The organism is Actinokineospora auranticolor, from assembly GCF_041897805.1.
In the GTDB taxonomy this organism is placed as follows: Bacteria; Actinomycetota; Actinomycetes; order Mycobacteriales; family Pseudonocardiaceae; genus Actinokineospora; species Actinokineospora auranticolor.
Map to the genome: position 1 here is coordinate 7,480,375 of NZ_CP154825.1, position 17,563 is coordinate 7,497,937.

The window sequence follows — 17,563 nt, forward strand, 5'->3', positions numbered from 1 at the left end:
ACCCTTTGACCATTCCTGACGAGATAGTGGCGCTATTTAGCCGAATCTTACCCACAGTCCCTTGAGGACCGCAAAGAGAATCCCCCGATCCCGGTGCGGGATCGGGGGATTCCAGTCCTGGACTACCAGGCGTAGGCCTCCGGGGCGGGCTTGGCGCCGTTGGGGCCGGGGGCGGGGAACAGCTCGTCCAGGCGGGCGAGGGTGTCCGCGTCGAGCGTGATCTCCAGTGCCCGCAGGGAACCGTCGAGCTGCTCGGCCGTGCGCGGCCCGATGATCGGGGCGGTGACGCCGTCCTGGGCCAGCAGCCAGGCCAACCCCACGTGCGCCGGGTCCTCACCGAGGTCGGCGCAGAACTTCTCGTAGGCCTCGATGGTGCCGCGGTGCGCTTCGAGGGCGTCGGCCGAACGACCGGTCGTCCCGCGCGCCGCACCACCTTCCCGCTGCTTGCGCAGAACCCCGCCCAACAACCCGCCGTGCAGCGGCGACCACGGGATGACCCCGAGCCCGTAGTGCTTGGCGGCGGGCAGCACCTCCAGCTCGACCCACCGGGTCAGCAGGTTGTAGATGGACTGCTCGGACACCAACCCGAGGAAGTGCCGGTCCCGCGCCGCCTCCTGCGCCTGCGCGATGTGCCAGCCCGCGAAGTTGGACGACCCGAAGTAGAGCACCTTGCCCTGCTGGCGCAGGACGGTGAACGCCTCCCAGATCTCCTCCCACGGCGTCGCGCGGTCGATGTGGTGCATCTGGTAGAGGTCGATGTAGTCGGTCTTCAGGCGCTTGAGGGACCCCTCGACCGCGTTGCGGATGTTGAGGGCGGAGAGCAGGTTCTGGTTGGGCCAGTCCCCCATGCTGCCGTAGAGCTTGGTGGCCAGGACCGTCTTCTCCCGCCGCCCACCCCCCTGGGCGAACCACCGGCCGATGATCTGCTCGGTGATCCCCTCCCCCTGCTGCCAGCCGTAGACGTTGGCCGAGTCGAAGAAGTTCAGGCCGAGCTCCAGCGCCCGGTCCATGATGGCGTGGCTGTCCGGTTCGGTCGTGTGCGGACCGAAGTTCATCGTGCCGAGGACCAGCCGGGAAACCGACAGGCCGCTGCGGCCGAGGTGGGTGTACTCCATGGCTCCAACCTAACCCCGGAGTCGCTCCAGCTCAGGGGGAGAAACGGTGGCGCCGCCCCGACCGACACCCCCGGGGAGATCAACGAACGGAGCCGGAGTGGCGGGCATTGCCGAGGTGTTGGTGGCCGCGGTGGGCGTTTTGGGCGCGGGCACGGGCATCGCCATGCTCGTGAGGGTCGTGCGCCCTCGCAAGCGCGCGCCGCGCGGGTTCGAGTTCCGGTACCGGGAGTTCGTGCTCACCACGCTGCGCTACATCGACCTCAAGGGTCTGCAGACGCTCGGCCACTCCGGCATCGGTTTCGACGACGGGTACATCGACGTCAGCGTCACGGTCCGAGCGCCCCAGCAGGTCGGCACGGCCTTGGTGGCCGGGGTCCCGACGGGCGATCGACACCCCTTCGACAACTTCCTCGACGGGAAACGGCCTCGGATCCTCGCGGTCCTCGGTGGCCCGGGCAGCGGCAAGACGACCCTGCTGCGCAAGACCGCGCGGGACATCTGCCGGTCCAAGGGGCGATTCCGCCCGGTCCCGGTGCTGCTCTACCTGCGTGACCACGTCAAGGACCTGCTGGCGGGGACCGACCTGCCGGAGTTGGTTCGCGGCCGCCTGGGTGCCCTGGCCGAGAGCGAGCCCGATGGGTGGTTCGACAAGCAGTTGGCCGCGGGCCGCTGCGTGGTCATGTTCGACGGTCTGGACGAGGTGGCCCGGTCCGAGGACCGGGTGCGGGTGTCGGCGTGGGTGGACAGCCAGGTCCGGCAGTACCCCGGGAACGACTTCGTCCTCACCTCCCGCCCGCTCGGCTACCTCGACGGGCCGGTCGACGGCGCCAAGGTCCTCCAGGTCCGCCCGTTCACCGCCGACCAGGTGCGCGCGTTCGTCCACGGCTGGTACGCCGCCCTCATCCAACCCGGCGACGGCGAGACGGCGAGCCAGGCGCGCGCTCGCGCCGACGCCGACGCCACCGATCTCCTCTCGCGCCTCGACGCGGCCCCGTCCCTGACCGACCTCACGGTCAACCCGCTGCTGCTCACCATGATCGCCACCGTGCACCGCTTCCGCGGCGCGCTGCCGGGGTCGCGGGCGGATCTGTACCAGGAGATCTGCGAGGTCATGCTGTGGCAGCGGCAGAAGGCGAAGAGCCTCCCGGTCGGCCGGTACAGCACGTACAAGTTGGTGCTGCTGCGGGACATCGCGTTCAAGATGATGTCCGAGGGCATCCGCCAACTCCCCCACCAGGTCGTTGTCGCGAGGTTCACCGAATCACTGCGCAGGCTGTCGACCCCGATCAGCGCCGAGGACTACTTCCGTGAAGTCATCTCGGACGGTCTCCTGGTGGAGTGGGAGCGGAACCAGTACGCCTTCGCCCACCTGACCTTCCAGGAATACCTGGCCGCCGCGCACATCCGCGAGAAGAACCTGGTCGACTCGGTCCTGGTGTACAAAGTGGACGACCCGTGGTGGCGCGAGACGATCTTGCTCTACACGGCGTCGTCGGAGGCGGACCCGATCATCACCGCGTGCCTGGCGGCCCAGTCGGTCAACGCCTTGGCCCTGGCTTTCGACTGCCTGGCCGAAGGTGTGGACCTGGCCGCGGACCTGCGCGCGGAGCTGAGCGAACTGGTCGACTCGGCCGCGCGCGACCCGAACGCCGGACTGCGGCGGCAGATCATCGCGCGGGCGCTGACCGCGCGCCTGGACCGCGAGGGCGTGCGCACGGCCTCGGGGGCAACGCTGTGGCGGCGCCCGGTCCCGGCCAACCTCTACCGGCTCTTCCTCGCCGACACGGGACGTTGGGAGTACATCGCCGGTCGCGGCGAGGAACCCGCGCGCGGCGTGTCGGGCGCGGGTGGCGAGGCCTTCGCGGAGTGGCTTTCCGAGATCTGCGACACCGCGCTGCGCCTGCCGACCGCAGCCGAGTTGGACGACCCGGCGATGCCACCGGCAGTGCGCGACTCCGCACTCTGGACCTCGGCTCCGGACAGCCACCGGTTCCGTGTCCACCCGGAGTCCGCCGACCCCGCGCTGGTCACCGCCGAGGAGTTGGCCCTGCGAGTAACGGAGGACTTCAACAGGTACCTGGCACCGTACATCCGGGCCTGGACCCGCTACCGCCAAGCCGATACGGCGTCGCAAGGCGTGTTCGTCCAGTACCGGGTTCCCGGACCCCACTCCGGTTGTCTCGTGTCCAACCGGACCGAGCCGAACATCCGGGACCTGCTTCTTGGCCCGGTGGGCCGAGTCATCAACACCTCCCCGTTCTGGCGCCCGGAGCAGGGGCCGTGGAACGCGGAGATGGCGGACGGCCTCGACGGCTGGCCGTGGCGCACACCGGGCGAGGCGCTGGTCAGGCCAGACCGATCCGTATGGCGCACCGAGGCGTGGACCGCCGTCACACGAATGCCCACCCTGGTGGCCGCCGTCGCGCCATCACCGGAGTTCCCCTCGATGGAAGCCAGTGTGAACTGGTTCAACAGGTTGTCGCGACTCCTGGACGGACCGTGCGCCGGACAACCGGTATCACCCGAGTTGGCGGCGCGGATCCGGCTCTTGGCCTTGACCATGGCCGCTGACGCGCCGACCGAGCTGCACCGCAGCCACCTTCGGGAGATCGCGGCCGGGATCACCCACCTCGAACGGCGGTGGAACTCGCCCGCCGAGATGCTCATCCTCGCGGTAGATGGACCGGGGAGCCTGCCCTCCACACCGCCCAGGTGAGCGGGATTCCCGGGCGGTAGGCCAGGTGGGTGACCGACGGCGCGTTGAGCAGCTGGAGGTCCGCGCGGGCTCCGACGCGCAGGACCCCGATGTCGTCGCGGCGGAGGGCGCGGGCTCCGCCGAGGGTGGCGGCGCGGACGGCTTCGGCTACGGAGAGGCGCATTTGCAGTACTGCCGTGGTTACGCAGAAGGCCATGGACGACGTGTACGACGAGCCTGGGTTGCAGTTGCTCGCCAACGCGATCGTGGCGCCCGCGTCGATGAGGGCCCTGGCGTCGGGGAGGGGCTGGCGAGTGGAGAGGTCGCAGGCCGGGAGGAGGGTGGCGACCGTGTCGGAGTTGGCCAGGGCGTCCACATCGGAGTCCGTCAGGTACGTGCAGTGGTCCACGCTCGCCGCACCCATCTCCACGGCCAGCCGCACACCCGGGCCGGGGCCCAGCTGGTTGCCGTGCACGCGTAGCCCAAGACCGAGTTTGCGGGCGCTGCCCAGGACCTTCCGCGACTGGGCCTCGTCGAACGCGCCCGTCTCGCAGAAGACGTCCGCCCAGCGGACCAGTGGGGCCACCGCCTCCAGCATCTCCCCCGACGCCAACTCGACGTACTCGTCGGGGTCGGCGCCCGGGGGCACCAGGTGTGCGCCGAGGTAGGTCACCTCGTCCACGAACTCCGCCGCTATGCGGGCCGAGCGAACCTCGTCCTCGACCGTCAGGCCGTAGCCCGTCTTGGTCTCCAGGTACGTCGTCCCCATCGACACCGCTTCGGCCACGTGGCGGCGGAGCACCTCGCGCAGGTCGTCGTCGGTTGCCGCCCGGGTGGCGGAGACCGTGGTGGCGATGCCGCCCGCGCGGTAGGGCTTGCCCGCCATGCGGGCGCCGAACTCCTCCGTGCGGTCGCCCGCGAACACCAGGTGGGTGTGGCTGTCCACCCACCCCGGCAGCGCCGCTCGACCGCCCGCGTCGACGCGGGTGTCGGTCGGGGGTGCGAACGCCGCGGGGCCGACCCAGGCGACGCGGTCGCCCTCCAGCACTAACGCCGCGTCGGTCAGGACCCCGAGCTCGTCGTCATTGGTGGTCAGCTCGCCGACATTGGCCACCAACACGCTCATCCACGCCTCCGCTCCACGCACCACCGGTCCAAGACGAACGGTATCCGCCCGGGACCCCGAGGGGCGGGAAATACACCTGGTCTGGTGCATCACCCGATTCCCAGATCATCCGACGGCCGCCGCCAGCAACGCGCCCACATCGCCCAGGACGTGCGCGCCGCCGCTGACCACAACCCGCCCACCGACCACCACTGTGTCCACATCGGACGCTGTGGCGGTGAGCAGTGCCTGCTCGGGCAGGCTCCCCGCGGTGCGGGGGGAGTCGAGTCGGACGGCGACCAGGTCGGCGGGGGCGCCGGGTTCGATCCGGCCCGCTTCCGGCCAGCCGATGGCCGCGTGCGCGGTCATGGTCGCGACCAGCTCAGCCGGGGTGAACCGGCCGCGCTGACCGGTGCGCAGGCGCTCGCCGTGCTCGAGGGCGCGGGCCTCCAGCAGCATGTCCACCACGGCGTGCTGGTCGCTGCCCAGCGACAGCGGCGACCCGGCGTCGGCGAGTTCGCGGGCCGGGCCGATGCCGTCGGCCAGGTCGGCCTCGGTGGTGGGGCACAGGCAGGCGCCGGTGCGGGAACCGCCGAGGAGCGCGATGTCCTCGGGGGTCAGGTGGGTGGCGTGCACGGCGGTGAGGCGCTCGCCCAGCGCACCGGCGTCGGCGAGGAGCTGGGTCGGTGTGCGGCCGTAAGCGGCCAGGCACGCCTCGTTCTCGGCGGGCTGCTCGGACAGGTGCGCGTGGACCGGTCCGTCGAACCCGGCCACCACGGGCAGCGCCTCCCTGGGCACCGCGCGCACGGAGTGGATCGCCGCGCCGACGCGGAATCCCGGGCCCGGGCGCAGGTCGGCCACCCGGGCAGCCCAGGACAACACGTCGCCGTCGGAGAAGCGGACCTGCTCGCCGGACACGGGTTCGCCGATGCCGCCCGCGAGGTAGCAGGTGTCCAGCAGGGTCAGCCGGATGCCCGCCTCGCGCGCGGCCTCGGCGAGCGCGTGTCCCATGGCGTTCGGGTCGGCGTAGCGCTTGCCGCCGGGGGTGTGGTGCAGGTAGTGGAACTCGCCCACGCAGGTGATACCGGCCAGGGCCATCTCGGCGTAGGCGGCGCGGGCGAGGCGGAAGTACGAGTCGGGGTCGAGCCGCCCGGCCAGCTCGTACATCCGCGTGCGCCAGGTCCAGAACGTGCCGCCGTCGCCGTGGGTGCGGCCCCGCAGCGCCCGGTGGAAGGCGTGCGAGTGCGCGTTGGCGAAGCCCGGGAACACGACCCCGGGCAACGTCACCGCGCCCGCCGGTCGATCCACAGTGGACACACTTTGGATTGTGCCGCCGACGACCTCGACGAGCACACCGGAGGCAAGGCCCGCAGGCAGCCAGGCGGACGCGCACCAGTACGCGGTCATCGGGCCTCCGATACATCGACTGGCGCCCGCCGGGAAGTGCTCATCGGGCCAGCTCCTCCAGCACGTCGGCCAAGGCGCGCGTGCCCGCGGCGCAGTCGTCGGGTTCGGCGAACTCGGCGGGGGCGTGACTGATGCCGGTCGGGTTGCGTACGAAGAGCATGGCGGTGGGTACGTGCGCGGCGAGGATCCCCGCGTCGTGGCCCGCGCCGGTCGGCAGCGCGGGTACGCCGCCGAGCACCCCGGCCACGGAGTCCCGCAGCGCGGCGTCGAAGACCACTGTGTCCCCATAGGACTCTTCGGTGACCGTGACCGCGCAGCCCTCGTCCGCCGCAGCGGCCTGGGCGGCGGCGGTGATCTCGGCGACGACCGCGCGGGTGCGGGCGTCGTCGTCGGCCCGCGCGTCCAGCCAGAGGTCGACGCTGGACGGGATCACGTTGGTGCCGCCGGGATTCGGCACGAGCCTGCCGACCGTGGCGCGCGCCCCCTCGACCGCCGACCCGGCCCGGCGCGCGGCCAGCACGACCTGCGCGGCGGCCACCATGGGGTCGCGCCGGTCGACCATGAGCGTGGCACCCGCGTGGTTGCCCTCACCGGTCACGGTGACCCGCCACCGCCCGTGCGCCAGGATCGACCGCGCGACACCGACCAGCGCACCCAGGTCGACCAGCCCCCGGCCCTGCTCGACGTGCAGTTCGACGAACGTGCCGATCCGGCGCAGCGCCCGCTGGTCCGGACCGACCCGCGCCGGGTCCAAGCCCGCGGCGCGCATCGCCTCGGCCAGCGTCACACCGTCCGAATCGGACAGTCGAAGCGCGGCCTCCGGGGTGATCGCCCCGGTGAGCAGCCGCGACCCCAGGCAGGCCACGCCGAACCGGCCGCCCTCCTCCTCGGCGAACACCACGACAGCGAACGGCTTGCCGGGCGTGAACCCCTTGGCCCGCAGGACATCCACGGCCTCCAGCGCGGACACGACACCGAGCGGGCCGTCGAACGCGCCGCCGCCCGGCACGGAGTCCAGGTGGCTGCCGGTGATGACCGCGCCGTCGCCGGGCGCGCCCCACCAGGCCCACAGGTTGCCGTTGCCGTCGCACTCCACGTCCAGCCCGCGCCGCCCGGCCTCGGCCGTGAACCACTCGCGCAGCTCCAGCTCGGCGCGGTCGTAACCGTGCCGGGAGAAGCCGCCGCGGCGCAGGTCGGCGCCGACCGCCGCGATGTCGCCGAGGCCGGTCACGGGCGGGCCATCGGGATCCGGACGCCGCGCTCGGCGGCGACCTCGTCCGCGCGCTCGTACCCGGCGTCGACGTGCCGGAACACGCCCATGCCCGGGTCGTTGGTGAGCACCCGCTCGATCTTCTGCCCGGCCAGCGCGGTGCCGTCGGCCACGGTGACCTGGCCCGCGTGGATGGAGCGACCGATGCCGACACCGCCGCCGTGGTGGATGGACACCCAGCTGGCCCCGGACGCGGTGTTGACCAGGGCGTTGAGCAGCGGCCAGTCGGCGATCGCGTCGGAGCCGTCGGCCATCGACTCGGTCTCCCGGTAGGGGGAGGCGACCGAGCCGCAGTCGAGGTGGTCGCGGCCGATCACGACCGGTGCGGAGATCTCACCGTTGGCGACCATCTCGTTGAACCGCAGACCCGCCAGGTGCCGCTCGCCGTAGCCGAGCCAGCAGATGCGCGCGGGGAGTCCTTGGAAGGCAACGCGGTCGCGCGCCATGCGGATCCAGCGGGCGAGGGATTCGTTCTCCGGGAACAGGTCCAGGATCGCCCGGTCGGTCGCGGCGATGTCCGCGGGGTCGCCGGAGAGCGCGGCCCAGCGGAACGGGCCCTTGCCCTCGCAGAACAGCGGCCGGATGTAGGCGGGGACGAAGCCGGGGAAGTCGAAGGCGCGGTCGTAGCCGCCCAGCTTGGCCTCGCCGCGGATGGAGTTGCCGTAGTCGAAGACCTCGGCGCCCGCGTCGAGGAAGCCGACCATGGCCTCGACGTGCTCGGCCATCGAGTCGCGGGAGCGGTCGGTGAACTCGTCGGGCTTCTTGGCCGCGTAGTCCGCCCAGTCGTCGAGGTCGACGCCGCGCGGGAGATACGCCAGCGGGTCGTGCGCGGACGTCTGGTCGGTGACGATGTCGATCTCGACGCCGCGCCGCAGCAGCTCGGGCACGACCTCGGCGGCGTTGCCGATGACGCCGACCGAGAGCGCCTCGCCCTCGCGCTTGGCGCGTTCGACGCGGGCGATGGCGTCGTCCAGGTCGTCGGCGAGCTCGTCGAGGTAGCGGGTCTCGACGCGGCGGCGGGCGCGGACCGGGTCGACCTCGACGCACAGCGCGACACCGTCGTTCATGGTGACCGCGAGCGGCTGCGCGCCGCCCATGCCGCCGAGCCCGGCGGTGAGGGTGAGGGTGCCGCGCAGGGTGCCGCCGAAGCGCTTGGCGGCGACGGCGGCGAAGGTCTCGTAGGTGCCCTGGAGGATGCCCTGGGTGCCGATGTAGATCCACGAACCGGCGGTCATCTGCCCGTACATGGTGAGGCCCGCGGCTTCCAGGCGGCGGAACTCGGGCCAGGTGGCCCAGTCGCCGACCAGGTTGGAGTTCGCGATCAGCACCCGGGGTGCCCACTCGTGCGTGCGCACCACGCCGACCGGCTTGCCGGACTGCACCAGCAGCGTCTCGTCCTCGCTGAGGTCGGTCAGCTCGCGGGTGATCGCGTCGAAGCTGGCCCAGTTGCGCGCGGCCTTGCCGGTGCCGCCGTAGACGACCAGGTCGTCGGGCCGCTCGGCGACCTCGGCGTCGAGGTTGTTGTGGAACATCCGCAGCGCGGCCTCGGTCTGCCAGTTCCGCGCGGTGAGGGTGTTGCCGCGGGCGGCGCGCACGGGCCGGGGTCCGGGGGTGCTCATGGGGTCCTCCTGTCCACGGCGGCCAGCAGCGCGCCGGATCGGATGAGCTCTTCCGCCGCCGCGATCTCGGGCGCGAGGTGCCGGTCGGGTCCGGGACCGGGCACGTGCGCGCGCAGCGCGGCCACGGCGGCGGCGGTCGCGGGGGCCGGGGTCAGCGGTGCCCGCAGGTCGAGCGCGCGGGCGGCGGTGAGCAGTTCGACGGCGAGGACCGTGGTGAGCCCGTCGACCGCCTTGCGCAGCTTGCGCGCGGCCGACCAGCCCATGGAGACGTGGTCCTCCTGCATGGCCGAGCTGGGGATGGAGTCGACCGACGCGGGCACGGCCAGCCGCTTGAGCTCCGAGACCACGGCGGCCTGGGTGTACTGGGCGATCATGTGCCCGGAGTCGACGCCGGGGTCGTGCGCGAGGAACGGCGGCAGGCCGTCGGAGCGGGCCACGTCGAGCATCCGGTCGGTGCGCCGCTCGGCCATGCTCGCCACGTCCGCGACCGGGATGGCGAGGAAGTCCAAGGCGTATGCGACGGGCGCGCCGTGGAAGTTGCCGTTGGACTCGACCCGGCCGTCGGGCAGGACCACGGGGTTGTCGATGGCCGACGCCAGCTCGCGGTCGGCGACGGTCTCGACGTAGCCGACGGTGTCGCGGGCGGCGCCGTGCACCTGGGGCGCGCAGCGCAGCGAGTAGGCGTCCTGCACGCGCGAGCACTCCGGCCCCTGGTGGCTGGCGACGATCTCCGAGCCGTCGAGGAACCGGGCGATCCGGGCGGCGGACTCGGCCTGGCCGGGGTGCGGGCGCAGGGCGTGCAGCTCGGGTTTGAAGACGCGGTCGGTGCCCAGGAGCGCTTCGACGCTCATCGCGGCGGTGAGGTCGGCGACGTCGAGGAGGGCGCGCAGGTCGCGCAGGGCGAGGACCAGCATGCCGAGCATGCCGTCGGTGCCGTTGATGAGGGCCAGGCCCTCTTTCTCGACCAGTTCGACGGGGGTGACGCCCTCGTCGGCCAGCGCCTCGGCGGCGGGCTTGAGCTGGCCCTTGACCCGGACCTGGCCCTCGCCCATGAGCGCCAGCGCGATGGCGGAGAGGGGAGCCAGGTCGCCGGAGCAGCCGAGGGAACCGTACTCGTGCACGACCGGGAGGATGCCCGCGTTGAGGACGGCGGCCAGGGTTTCCACAGTGGACTGCCGGACGCCGGTGCGACCGGTGGCCAGGGTGCGCAGGCGCAGGAGCATGAGCGCGCGCACCACTTCGGGCTCGACCTCGGGGCCCGCGCCCGCGGCGTGCGACCGGATCAGGGATCGCTGCAAGGCGGCGCGGCTCTCGACCGGGATGTGGCGGACGGCGAGGGCGCCGAAGCCGGTGGACACCCCGTAGGTCGGTTCGACGGCGTCGGCCAGGCGCTCGATGTGCGCCCGCGTCTCGGCCACGCCGGCGAGCGCGGCCGCGGTGAGGGTTACGTCGGCGCCATCGCGCGCTACCGCGACTACCTGCTCACGGGTCAGCGGCCCCCCGTCGATGGGTACTGGTTCCATGTGCACATCCCACCTCGCGGAGGGCAAGCGCACGAGCCGGGATCGGGTGATGGTGTCTGGGGTTCCAGACGACTGTCCCGCTCCGTGTTCACCCCGGTGAGCGACGTGCCTCGTGTGGCCCACCCCAGGGCTCGCCGCACCTACGGCACTCGCTGTCGGGAACTGGCGAATCGACACGAGAGCGCGAAACAAACCCGGTTCTCCGAACGACTCCCATGCACACCGCGACGCCGCTGCATGAAGGGGCAACCTCACATGAACAACGCCTTCACCGAACACACCTTCCCCAATGCCGTCAGGTGGCTGTTTGAAGCTAACGGATATTCCGTAACCGGTCCCGTTGAGATTCACGGCGCCGAGGTGGACCTCATAGCGACACAATTGTCCGGTTTTTCCGAACAGAAAGTGTACATCGAAGCCACGATTCAGCACGTCGATGTGACCAAGTACGGGAAAGACCTGACCAAACTATCCATGTTCACGTCACCCGGGGCGCAACGCCTGATCGTGTCGGCGACCGGATTCACCGCAGGCGTTCGCGAACGAGCCCAAGAGATCGGCATCCTGACCCTTACCTACGAAGAATTGCTGCGCAAATTCGAACGCACTGACCCCTATTTGGAGCACGTGCTCAACGGGTCAAGGCTCGCCAAAGAGCTGCGCGAACTGGACGCGGTGTACGAAGAGCCACATTTCGAAGACGAGCACGGCAGGGACTTTGCCACCGAGTACCTCACCTCCTGGTTGATGGAAGAGACACCCAAGTCGAGGTGGACAATCCTGGTGGGAGAATACGGAACCGGAAAGACCGCGCTCACCAAGGTACTGCAACGGCGGTGGACAGAAAGCTACCGACAAGGCGGCAAGACTCGGATTCCATTCAGAATTGAGTTGAAGTCGTTCGTCAAGCAGTTCGATGCGCGCGGCCTGCTGCACCACTTTCTGGACAGAAATGAACTTGGCCACCTGTCCGTCTCCTTCGTGGAGAGCATGATCGCGGACGGTCGCGTGATACTGCTACTCGACGGGTACGACGAAATGGCCCAGTTCTTGAATGTCCGAGAACGCCGGGCATGCCTGGAAGCTCTTGCCGACCTGGCCAGCGCAGGCGCCCGGGGAATAATCACCAGCCGCCCGAACTACTTCACCGAGGCCGAGGAACTGCGCGTTTTCGAAGTACTCTACAAGAGGATATCCACGCAGTCCATCGTCTTGGCACCCGCCGATCGAGATGCGATGGAAAGCGAGCGGGTTGTGGATCGCCTTCTTCAACAATTCGTATTCAACCGCACAGAGCGGCATCTCAGAGATCTCAGCGAAGAGCAAACGATCGAATTGGTCAATCGTCGACTCTCGGAAGACCCGCGCGGCGCGGAAGCGGTTGTCAGCATTCTCAAGCGAGTTTCCCGGACCGAGGAGGGTCGGTCGGTATCACTATCCGGCAAGCCCGTGATCGTAACCTACCTGCTCGAAGTCGTGGATGAACTGAAGAAGAGCGATGACCTGGACTCCCACCTCGAATTGACCGAGTGGGATATCTACACACTGATCGTGGAAAAGTTGATGAACCGCGACCTCGCTCGCACACCAGAACTCATGACCATCGAACGGCGAGAGTTCTTACAGGCGCTGGCAATCGAGTCGACCGTCATCCAGGCGAAATCATTGAACGAAGATACCTTCCGGAAGCTTGTCCGAAAAATGTTCGAAAGCAAGCTCGCGAAGAAGCGCGCCGAAGGTATCACGGATGCCGAAGACCTATTGTTCGAGGATCTGAGGTCGTCATCGACCCTGACCCGCTCCGAAGATGGCGACCAGTACGGCTGGCAATTCTCCCACAACTCGCTTCGCGAGTTCTTGCTGCTTCGACAACTAGTAGACTCTCTCATCTCTGGAAAGATCGAAAGCAGGAGAGTTCAGATCACGGATTCGATGATCCTGTTCGCCCGCTCAATTCCCCCTAAAACACTGGAAGCCGCCACAGCGAGATTCTCGTCGTTGTGGCCCGCGCGAGCAACGACGCCCGGGCTGGACCGGATGCTCCCCCTACTGTGGGCGTCAATAGTGCGACGCCCGACCGAAGGATCAGCTGGGCACCTATCCCACCTGATCGGCACCGGACTCGATATGGCAGGCAGCGCGATCTCCAACATGAGTTTCCACAGCGAGGTCGGCGATTCTCGCTACGCGCTCAACGCGAGCCGGGCCGAGTTCGTCGAGGTCGACTTCTCGGATGTCGACCTCACCGGGAGCAACTTCACGGACGCCGCCTTCGACGGTTGCATCTTCGCGAACTCGAACCTCACCGACACACGCTTCGAAAAGGCCCTCCTGCTCGACTGCGACCTCACGGGGATCACCTGCGCGGACGCGGACTTCCGCGACCTGGACCTCGACTCCACGGGAATCGTGCGGATCACCGGCGACATCCGCATCCTGGAAGGCTTCGAGTTGATCGGCTACCTGAAGATGCTGGGGGCCGCCACAGACACCGTCGACCCCTACTACCTGTACTGCGGCCACTCCGGGTTTGAAGTCTGCCTCAAAATCGGCCGAGTCCTGCTGGACGAGAGCTGGCGGCAACGTCGAGGTGTCGAACAACGGGGAACCGCGGGAAAGAACATCCCGCTGGCGAAGAAGTTCGTCTCCTTCCTGCTCGGCCTGGACCTGTGCGAGCGGAAGGCGGGCTCGGGTAGCGACCTCCTCAGGGCCACCCAAACCGGCCGCCGCGCTCTGATGGACATGGTCGACAAGAAGCGACTGAGCATCGATCTTGAAAGGTTTTTCGAAAACAATCTAAAATGAGCGAGCCGCCTGGCCACTCACTCGGCCCAGCGGGCGTCGGCGGGGGCGATGCGGACGGTTTCGGCGACCGCGACGAGGTCGGGCAGGCTGATTTCGCCCTCCGCGTACACCTCCAGCCACCGCCCGTTGGCTGGGACTGTGAGGGTGCCTTTCTCCTTCGAGTACGTTCCCGGGACGCCCAACACCAACACCCGTTCGCCGTCGAGGTCCGGTTTCGCCGGGGTCAGCTCCACGTCCAGGAATCCGTCGCCCGGGAGGACCGCGGTCAGGAAGGTCGACGGGCCCGCGCTGGTCCGGCCGACCCCCAGCGCGACCGGACCAGCCCCCGCCGGGAGGGTGCCGAACTCCGCCGCCACCACGAGCGGGTCCTGCGGCTGCGGCACCACCGACCGGGCGACGCGGACCACGACGTCGCGGGGCCGCTCCAGGTGGGACGCGAGCACCTCGAACCTCGTCGTGGCGTCGTGGAACCAGACGACCTTGGCGCGGGTGTCGTCGCCGTCGCGGAGACCCGGTCGGCCGTTGACGTCGACCTGGTCGTCGCTGCCCGGTTCCACGTGGTCGGTCTCGGTGCCGTCGACCACGGAGACCCGCAGCGACAGCCGCGCCTCCCCCGACACCCAGTTCCGGCTGACCGTCCGCCCGTCGACGGTCACCGAGCGGTTGTCCTCGACGAACCCCGAGGGCAGCCAAGCCAGGCCCCACGACACCGCCCAGCCCCGCCCCGGCGGCGCCGCCAGGTCCACCGAGGTCCGCGCGCCGCCCGCCGCCCGCCAGGCCAGCGCGCCGACCACCAGGGTCACCACCACCAGGGCCGACGCCGCCACCAGGACCGGCCTGCGCCGCCGGACGCGCAGCACGCGGCGCACCGTGGCCTCGGGGTCCGGGGCGCGGTCGGCGTGTTCGATCACGGCGTCGCGCACCAGTTCCTCGAACTCTTCGGTCCTCACAGCGTCTCCATGACGTGGTCCAGTCGGGCGGCGTCGGCGCGCAGGGCGGCCAGGGCGCGGGAGACGTGGCTGCGCGCGGTCGCCTCGGAGCAGCCGAGTTCGTCGGCGATCTCGGCGAAGGTCTGGTTGGCGTAGTAGCGCAGCACGATCGCCGCCCGCTGCTTGCGGGGCAGCCGGGCGATGCCGGAGAACACCGCCTGCCGCTCGTCGACCGCCGGGGTCGGGTCGGCCAGCGGCGGGCTCAACCCCTCCATGCCGCCGTGCGGGACCATCACGTCGGACGCGGCCCGGCGGCGGCGCCAGGACAGGAACTCGTTGGTCACCATCCGGTTGACGTAGGCGACCGGTGCCTCCAGCCGGGAGATCGACGCCCACCGCTGCTGGGCGCGCAGCAGCACGTTCTGCACGACGTCCTGCGCCTGGTGCGGGTCGCAGGTCAGCGCCGTGGCGTAGCGCAACAGGACCCCGGTGCGCGCCCGCGCGAAGTCCTCGAAGCTGTCCGGCATGTGCCCCCTCCGGACAGACAACGCGCGGGGGCCCGGGTTTGTGGCGTCCCTAGTTGCCGATCCACGGTCGCGGCTCGCGCCCGCGGATCTCCGCGCACATGGCGACCTGGAACAACCGCTCCTGGCCCAGCGGCCCCAGGTCCGTCTCGTACCGCACGTACACGTACCCGACGGGGACGGGCAACGAGACTTCCTCGACCGTGTGCTCGCCCGCCGTGTGCGCGCGGTACCGGCCGGACAGACCCAGCTCCACGCCGTCGGTGAACGCCGGTGACCGCCGCCGCTCGACCTCCAGCGCGTCGGACCCGAACAGGCGCGCGACGACGTACGGCTCGACCGCGTCCGGGACGCTGCCGCGCACACCGCGGGTCTCCAGCACGTACTCGTCGGGCAGCGTGCCGATCGGGCTCGCGGCGGACAGCTCGGGCTGCGGGCCGTAGCGCAGGCCCCGGTACACCTTCAGCAGCGTCGCCAACGGCTTGTCCAGACCAACCCCGAGCAGGTGGTAGACCGGTTGCCCCGAGCCGTGCCAGCGGATCGCCTCGACCGGCGTGTCCTCGCCCGTGATGTGCTCCACGAAGACCCCGTCGACCAGTGTGGACTGGACCGTGCGGTGCCGCTCGGGCAGCACGTTCGGGGCACCTTCCCGGCTGATCACCAGGGAGATCCGGGGCGCGGTCGGCGAGTCCGGGCCCCGCCGCCACACCCGGGTCACGACCGCGCGGTCCACCCGCTGCGACCGGTCGACCTCCGCCATGCCCTCCGGTAGCCACTGCGGGTCCGCCCACCCCACCTCGGTGGACGCCGGGGCCTGGTGCGCGGGTGGCACCGGCTGGCTGCCCGTCCACGTCGGCGCGGTGACCAGCAGCGCCAGCACCACGACGGCGGCCACCGCGGCCACCAGCGGCAGCCAGCGCTGCACCGGGCGCGCGCGGCGGCAGGCGAACCCGGCCAGCACCCGGTCCGGCCGCGGGGCGAGGTCGGCCTGGTGCGCCAGGGTCTCGCGCAGGAACCGCTCGAACTCGTCCTTGGTCATCGCACCTCCTCACGGCACGCCCCGGCGGCCAGGTCGGCGCGCAGCCGGTCCACCGCCCGGGAGATGTGGCTGCGCACCGTGCCCTCCGAGCACCGCAGTTCGTCGGCGATCTCGGCGTCGGTGCGGTTGTCGTAGTAGCGCAGCACGATCGCCGCGCGTTGCTTGCGCGGCAGCCGCGCGATGCCCGCGAGCAGCACCGCCCGGTCGTCCACGGCCGTAGTCGGATCGGCGGACGCGGCGACCAGGTCGACCATGACCCCGTGCGGCACCGACACGTCCCGCGTCCAACGGCGGCGGCGCCACGACAGGAACTCGTTGGTCACCATCCGCTTCACGTACGCCGACGGCAGGTCGAGGCGGGCGATCTCGGTCCACCGCTGCTGGGCGCGCAGCAGCACGTCCTGCACGATGTCCTGGGCCTGGTGCGGGTCGCAGGTCAGGGTGGTGGCGTAGCGCAGCAGTGGTGCCAACCGCTCGGCCAGGAACTCCTCGAACGCCATCGGCCGCCCCCGGGGCCGCTCGGCGCAGCGCACCGGGGCGTGCGGATCGGCGGTGTCTATGGCCTGCCCCCTGCCGCTCGACGGACGACGCGCGCCCGGTAGGTGTCGCGGGTGGGCGAGACCCCCAGCCTGTCCACCCACGACACCCCCTTCTCGTGCCGCCCCTTCAACGCGCCCGGACGGCCGCTTGTTGAGTCCGTACGCTGCGACATATGGGTGACAGCAGCGACGTCCCGGCACTGCGCCGGGGACTGGCCGTGCTGCGCCTGCTCGCCGGGAAGGCCGGGCCGGTGGCGGCGGCGGCCGTCGCCCGCGAACTGGACCTGCCGCGCTCCACCGTCTACCACCTGCTGTCGGAGCTGGCCGACGCCGGTTTCGTCACGCACCTGCCCGAGGACCGCCGCTACGCCCTGGGGGTGGCGGCGTTCGAGCTGGGGTCGGCGTACCTGCGCCACGACCCGCTGGAGCGGCTGGCCCGGCCGATCCTCAAGCGGCTGGTCCAGCGGACCGGGCACACCGCGCACCTCGGCGTGCTGCACGGGCGGGAGGCGCTGTACCTGCTGCGGGAGCACCCCGGCTTCGCGGACACCGTGACGGACGTCGGCGTGCGGCTGCCCGCGCACCTGCCCGCGTCGGGTCGGGCGATGCTGGCGCACCTGCCCGCCGCCCAGGTGCGGGCGCTGTTCCCGAACCGGGAGTCGTTCATCGACCGGACCGGCCGCGGGCCCGCGCACCTGCCCGCGCTGCGCGGGCTGCTGGCCAAGGAGAAGCGCCGGGGGTGGGCGGTGGAGGACGGCTACGTGACGCCCGGTCTCGCCTCGGTCGCGGTGGTGGTGCCCAACCACGTCGGCCACCCGGTGGCCGCGATCAGCTCGACGTTCCGCCACGAGTGCGCGGTGGAGTGCGGGGAGTTGTGGGCAGACCTGGCCGCGGCGACCTCCCAGGCCGCCGCGGAACTCGGCGGCAGGCTCGGCGCCCGGGGCTTCACCGGGGCTTGAAATGGTTCGCCCGCGGTGGGGGCCGACTGGATAG

At 70.7% G+C, this 17,563-nt stretch carries 13 protein-coding genes; 3 read left to right on the top strand and 10 right to left on the bottom strand.

What is annotated here, in order from left to right; all coding sequences use genetic code 11:
- Positions 1 to 122: 122 nt before the first annotated feature.
- Positions 123 to 1,115: an aldo/keto reductase gene (locus V5P93_RS32545; RefSeq protein ID WP_104478273.1), complete on the bottom strand. Its 993-nt coding sequence runs from the start codon at positions 1,113 to 1,115 to the stop codon at positions 123 to 125.
- A gap of 97 nt (positions 1,116 to 1,212) precedes the next feature.
- Between V5P93_RS32545 and V5P93_RS32550 the strand changes: the two genes are divergently transcribed.
- Positions 1,213 to 3,831: an NACHT domain-containing NTPase gene (locus tag V5P93_RS32550; protein WP_104478272.1), complete on the top strand. Its 2,619-nt coding sequence runs from the start codon at positions 1,213 to 1,215 to the stop codon at positions 3,829 to 3,831.
- Here V5P93_RS32550 and hutI read toward each other — a convergent pair.
- From hutI to hutH, 5 genes are all read right to left on the bottom strand, one after another.
- Positions 3,779 to 4,936: an imidazolonepropionase gene (gene hutI / locus V5P93_RS32555; protein ID WP_104478271.1), complete on the bottom strand. Its 1,158-nt coding sequence runs from the start codon at positions 4,934 to 4,936 to the stop codon at positions 3,779 to 3,781. The two genes, V5P93_RS32550 and hutI, sit on opposite strands and share 53 nt — an antisense overlap.
- A gap of 105 nt (positions 4,937 to 5,041) precedes the next feature.
- A complete protein-coding gene (locus V5P93_RS32560; protein ID WP_104478270.1) occupies positions 5,042 to 6,322 on the bottom strand; it encodes a formimidoylglutamate deiminase in 1,281 nt (426 codons plus the stop codon).
- A 40-nt stretch (positions 6,323 to 6,362) separates the two neighbouring features.
- Positions 6,363 to 7,553: an allantoate amidohydrolase gene (locus V5P93_RS32565; RefSeq protein ID WP_104478269.1), complete on the bottom strand. Its 1,191-nt coding sequence runs from the start codon at positions 7,551 to 7,553 to the stop codon at positions 6,363 to 6,365.
- Positions 7,550 to 9,211, bottom strand: a complete 1,662-nt coding sequence (hutU, locus tag V5P93_RS32570; protein ID WP_104478268.1) for a urocanate hydratase — start codon at positions 9,209 to 9,211, stop codon at positions 7,550 to 7,552. The genes V5P93_RS32565 and hutU overlap by 4 nt, the downstream gene beginning before the upstream one ends.
- Entirely contained in the window at positions 9,208 to 10,734 is a 1,527-nt protein-coding gene (hutH, locus tag V5P93_RS32575) for a histidine ammonia-lyase (RefSeq protein WP_104478267.1), read from the bottom strand. Before hutH ends, hutU begins: the two co-directional genes overlap by 4 nt.
- A gap of 255 nt (positions 10,735 to 10,989) precedes the next feature.
- Between hutH and V5P93_RS32580 the strand changes: the two genes are divergently transcribed.
- Positions 10,990 to 13,539 (top strand): NACHT domain-containing protein, encoded by a 2,550-nt coding sequence (locus V5P93_RS32580; protein WP_181043377.1) that lies wholly within the window; start codon positions 10,990 to 10,992, stop codon positions 13,537 to 13,539.
- A gap of 17 nt (positions 13,540 to 13,556) precedes the next feature.
- On the opposite strand, the gene V5P93_RS32585 is transcribed toward V5P93_RS32580, so the two are convergent.
- The 4 genes from V5P93_RS32585 to V5P93_RS32600 are packed head-to-tail and all read right to left on the bottom strand — an operon-like array spanning position 13,557 to position 16,531.
- The gene (locus V5P93_RS32585; protein WP_104478265.1) at positions 13,557 to 14,489 is read right to left on the bottom strand and encodes a hypothetical protein; all 933 of its coding nucleotides are present in this window, start codon (positions 14,487 to 14,489) and stop codon (positions 13,557 to 13,559) included.
- On the bottom strand, positions 14,486 to 14,995 hold the full coding sequence (locus tag V5P93_RS32590) for a SigE family RNA polymerase sigma factor (RefSeq protein WP_104478264.1): 510 nt from the start codon (positions 14,993 to 14,995) through the stop codon (positions 14,486 to 14,488). The genes V5P93_RS32585 and V5P93_RS32590 overlap by 4 nt, the downstream gene beginning before the upstream one ends.
- Before the next feature lie 49 nt (positions 14,996 to 15,044).
- Positions 15,045 to 16,031 carry a hypothetical protein gene (locus tag V5P93_RS32595; RefSeq protein ID WP_104478263.1) on the bottom strand — a complete coding sequence of 329 codons (987 nt, stop codon included), beginning with the start codon at positions 16,029 to 16,031 and terminating at the stop codon, positions 15,045 to 15,047.
- Complete coding sequence (locus tag V5P93_RS32600; protein ID WP_104478262.1) at positions 16,028 to 16,531, bottom strand: SigE family RNA polymerase sigma factor; 504 nt, start codon at positions 16,529 to 16,531, stop codon at positions 16,028 to 16,030. The genes V5P93_RS32595 and V5P93_RS32600 overlap by 4 nt, the downstream gene beginning before the upstream one ends.
- A gap of 212 nt (positions 16,532 to 16,743) precedes the next feature.
- On the opposite strand from V5P93_RS32600, the gene V5P93_RS32605 reads away from it, so the two are divergent.
- On the top strand, positions 16,744 to 17,529 hold the full coding sequence (locus V5P93_RS32605) for an IclR family transcriptional regulator (RefSeq protein ID WP_104478261.1): 786 nt from the start codon (positions 16,744 to 16,746) through the stop codon (positions 17,527 to 17,529).
- Positions 17,530 to 17,563: the final 34 nt, after the last annotated feature.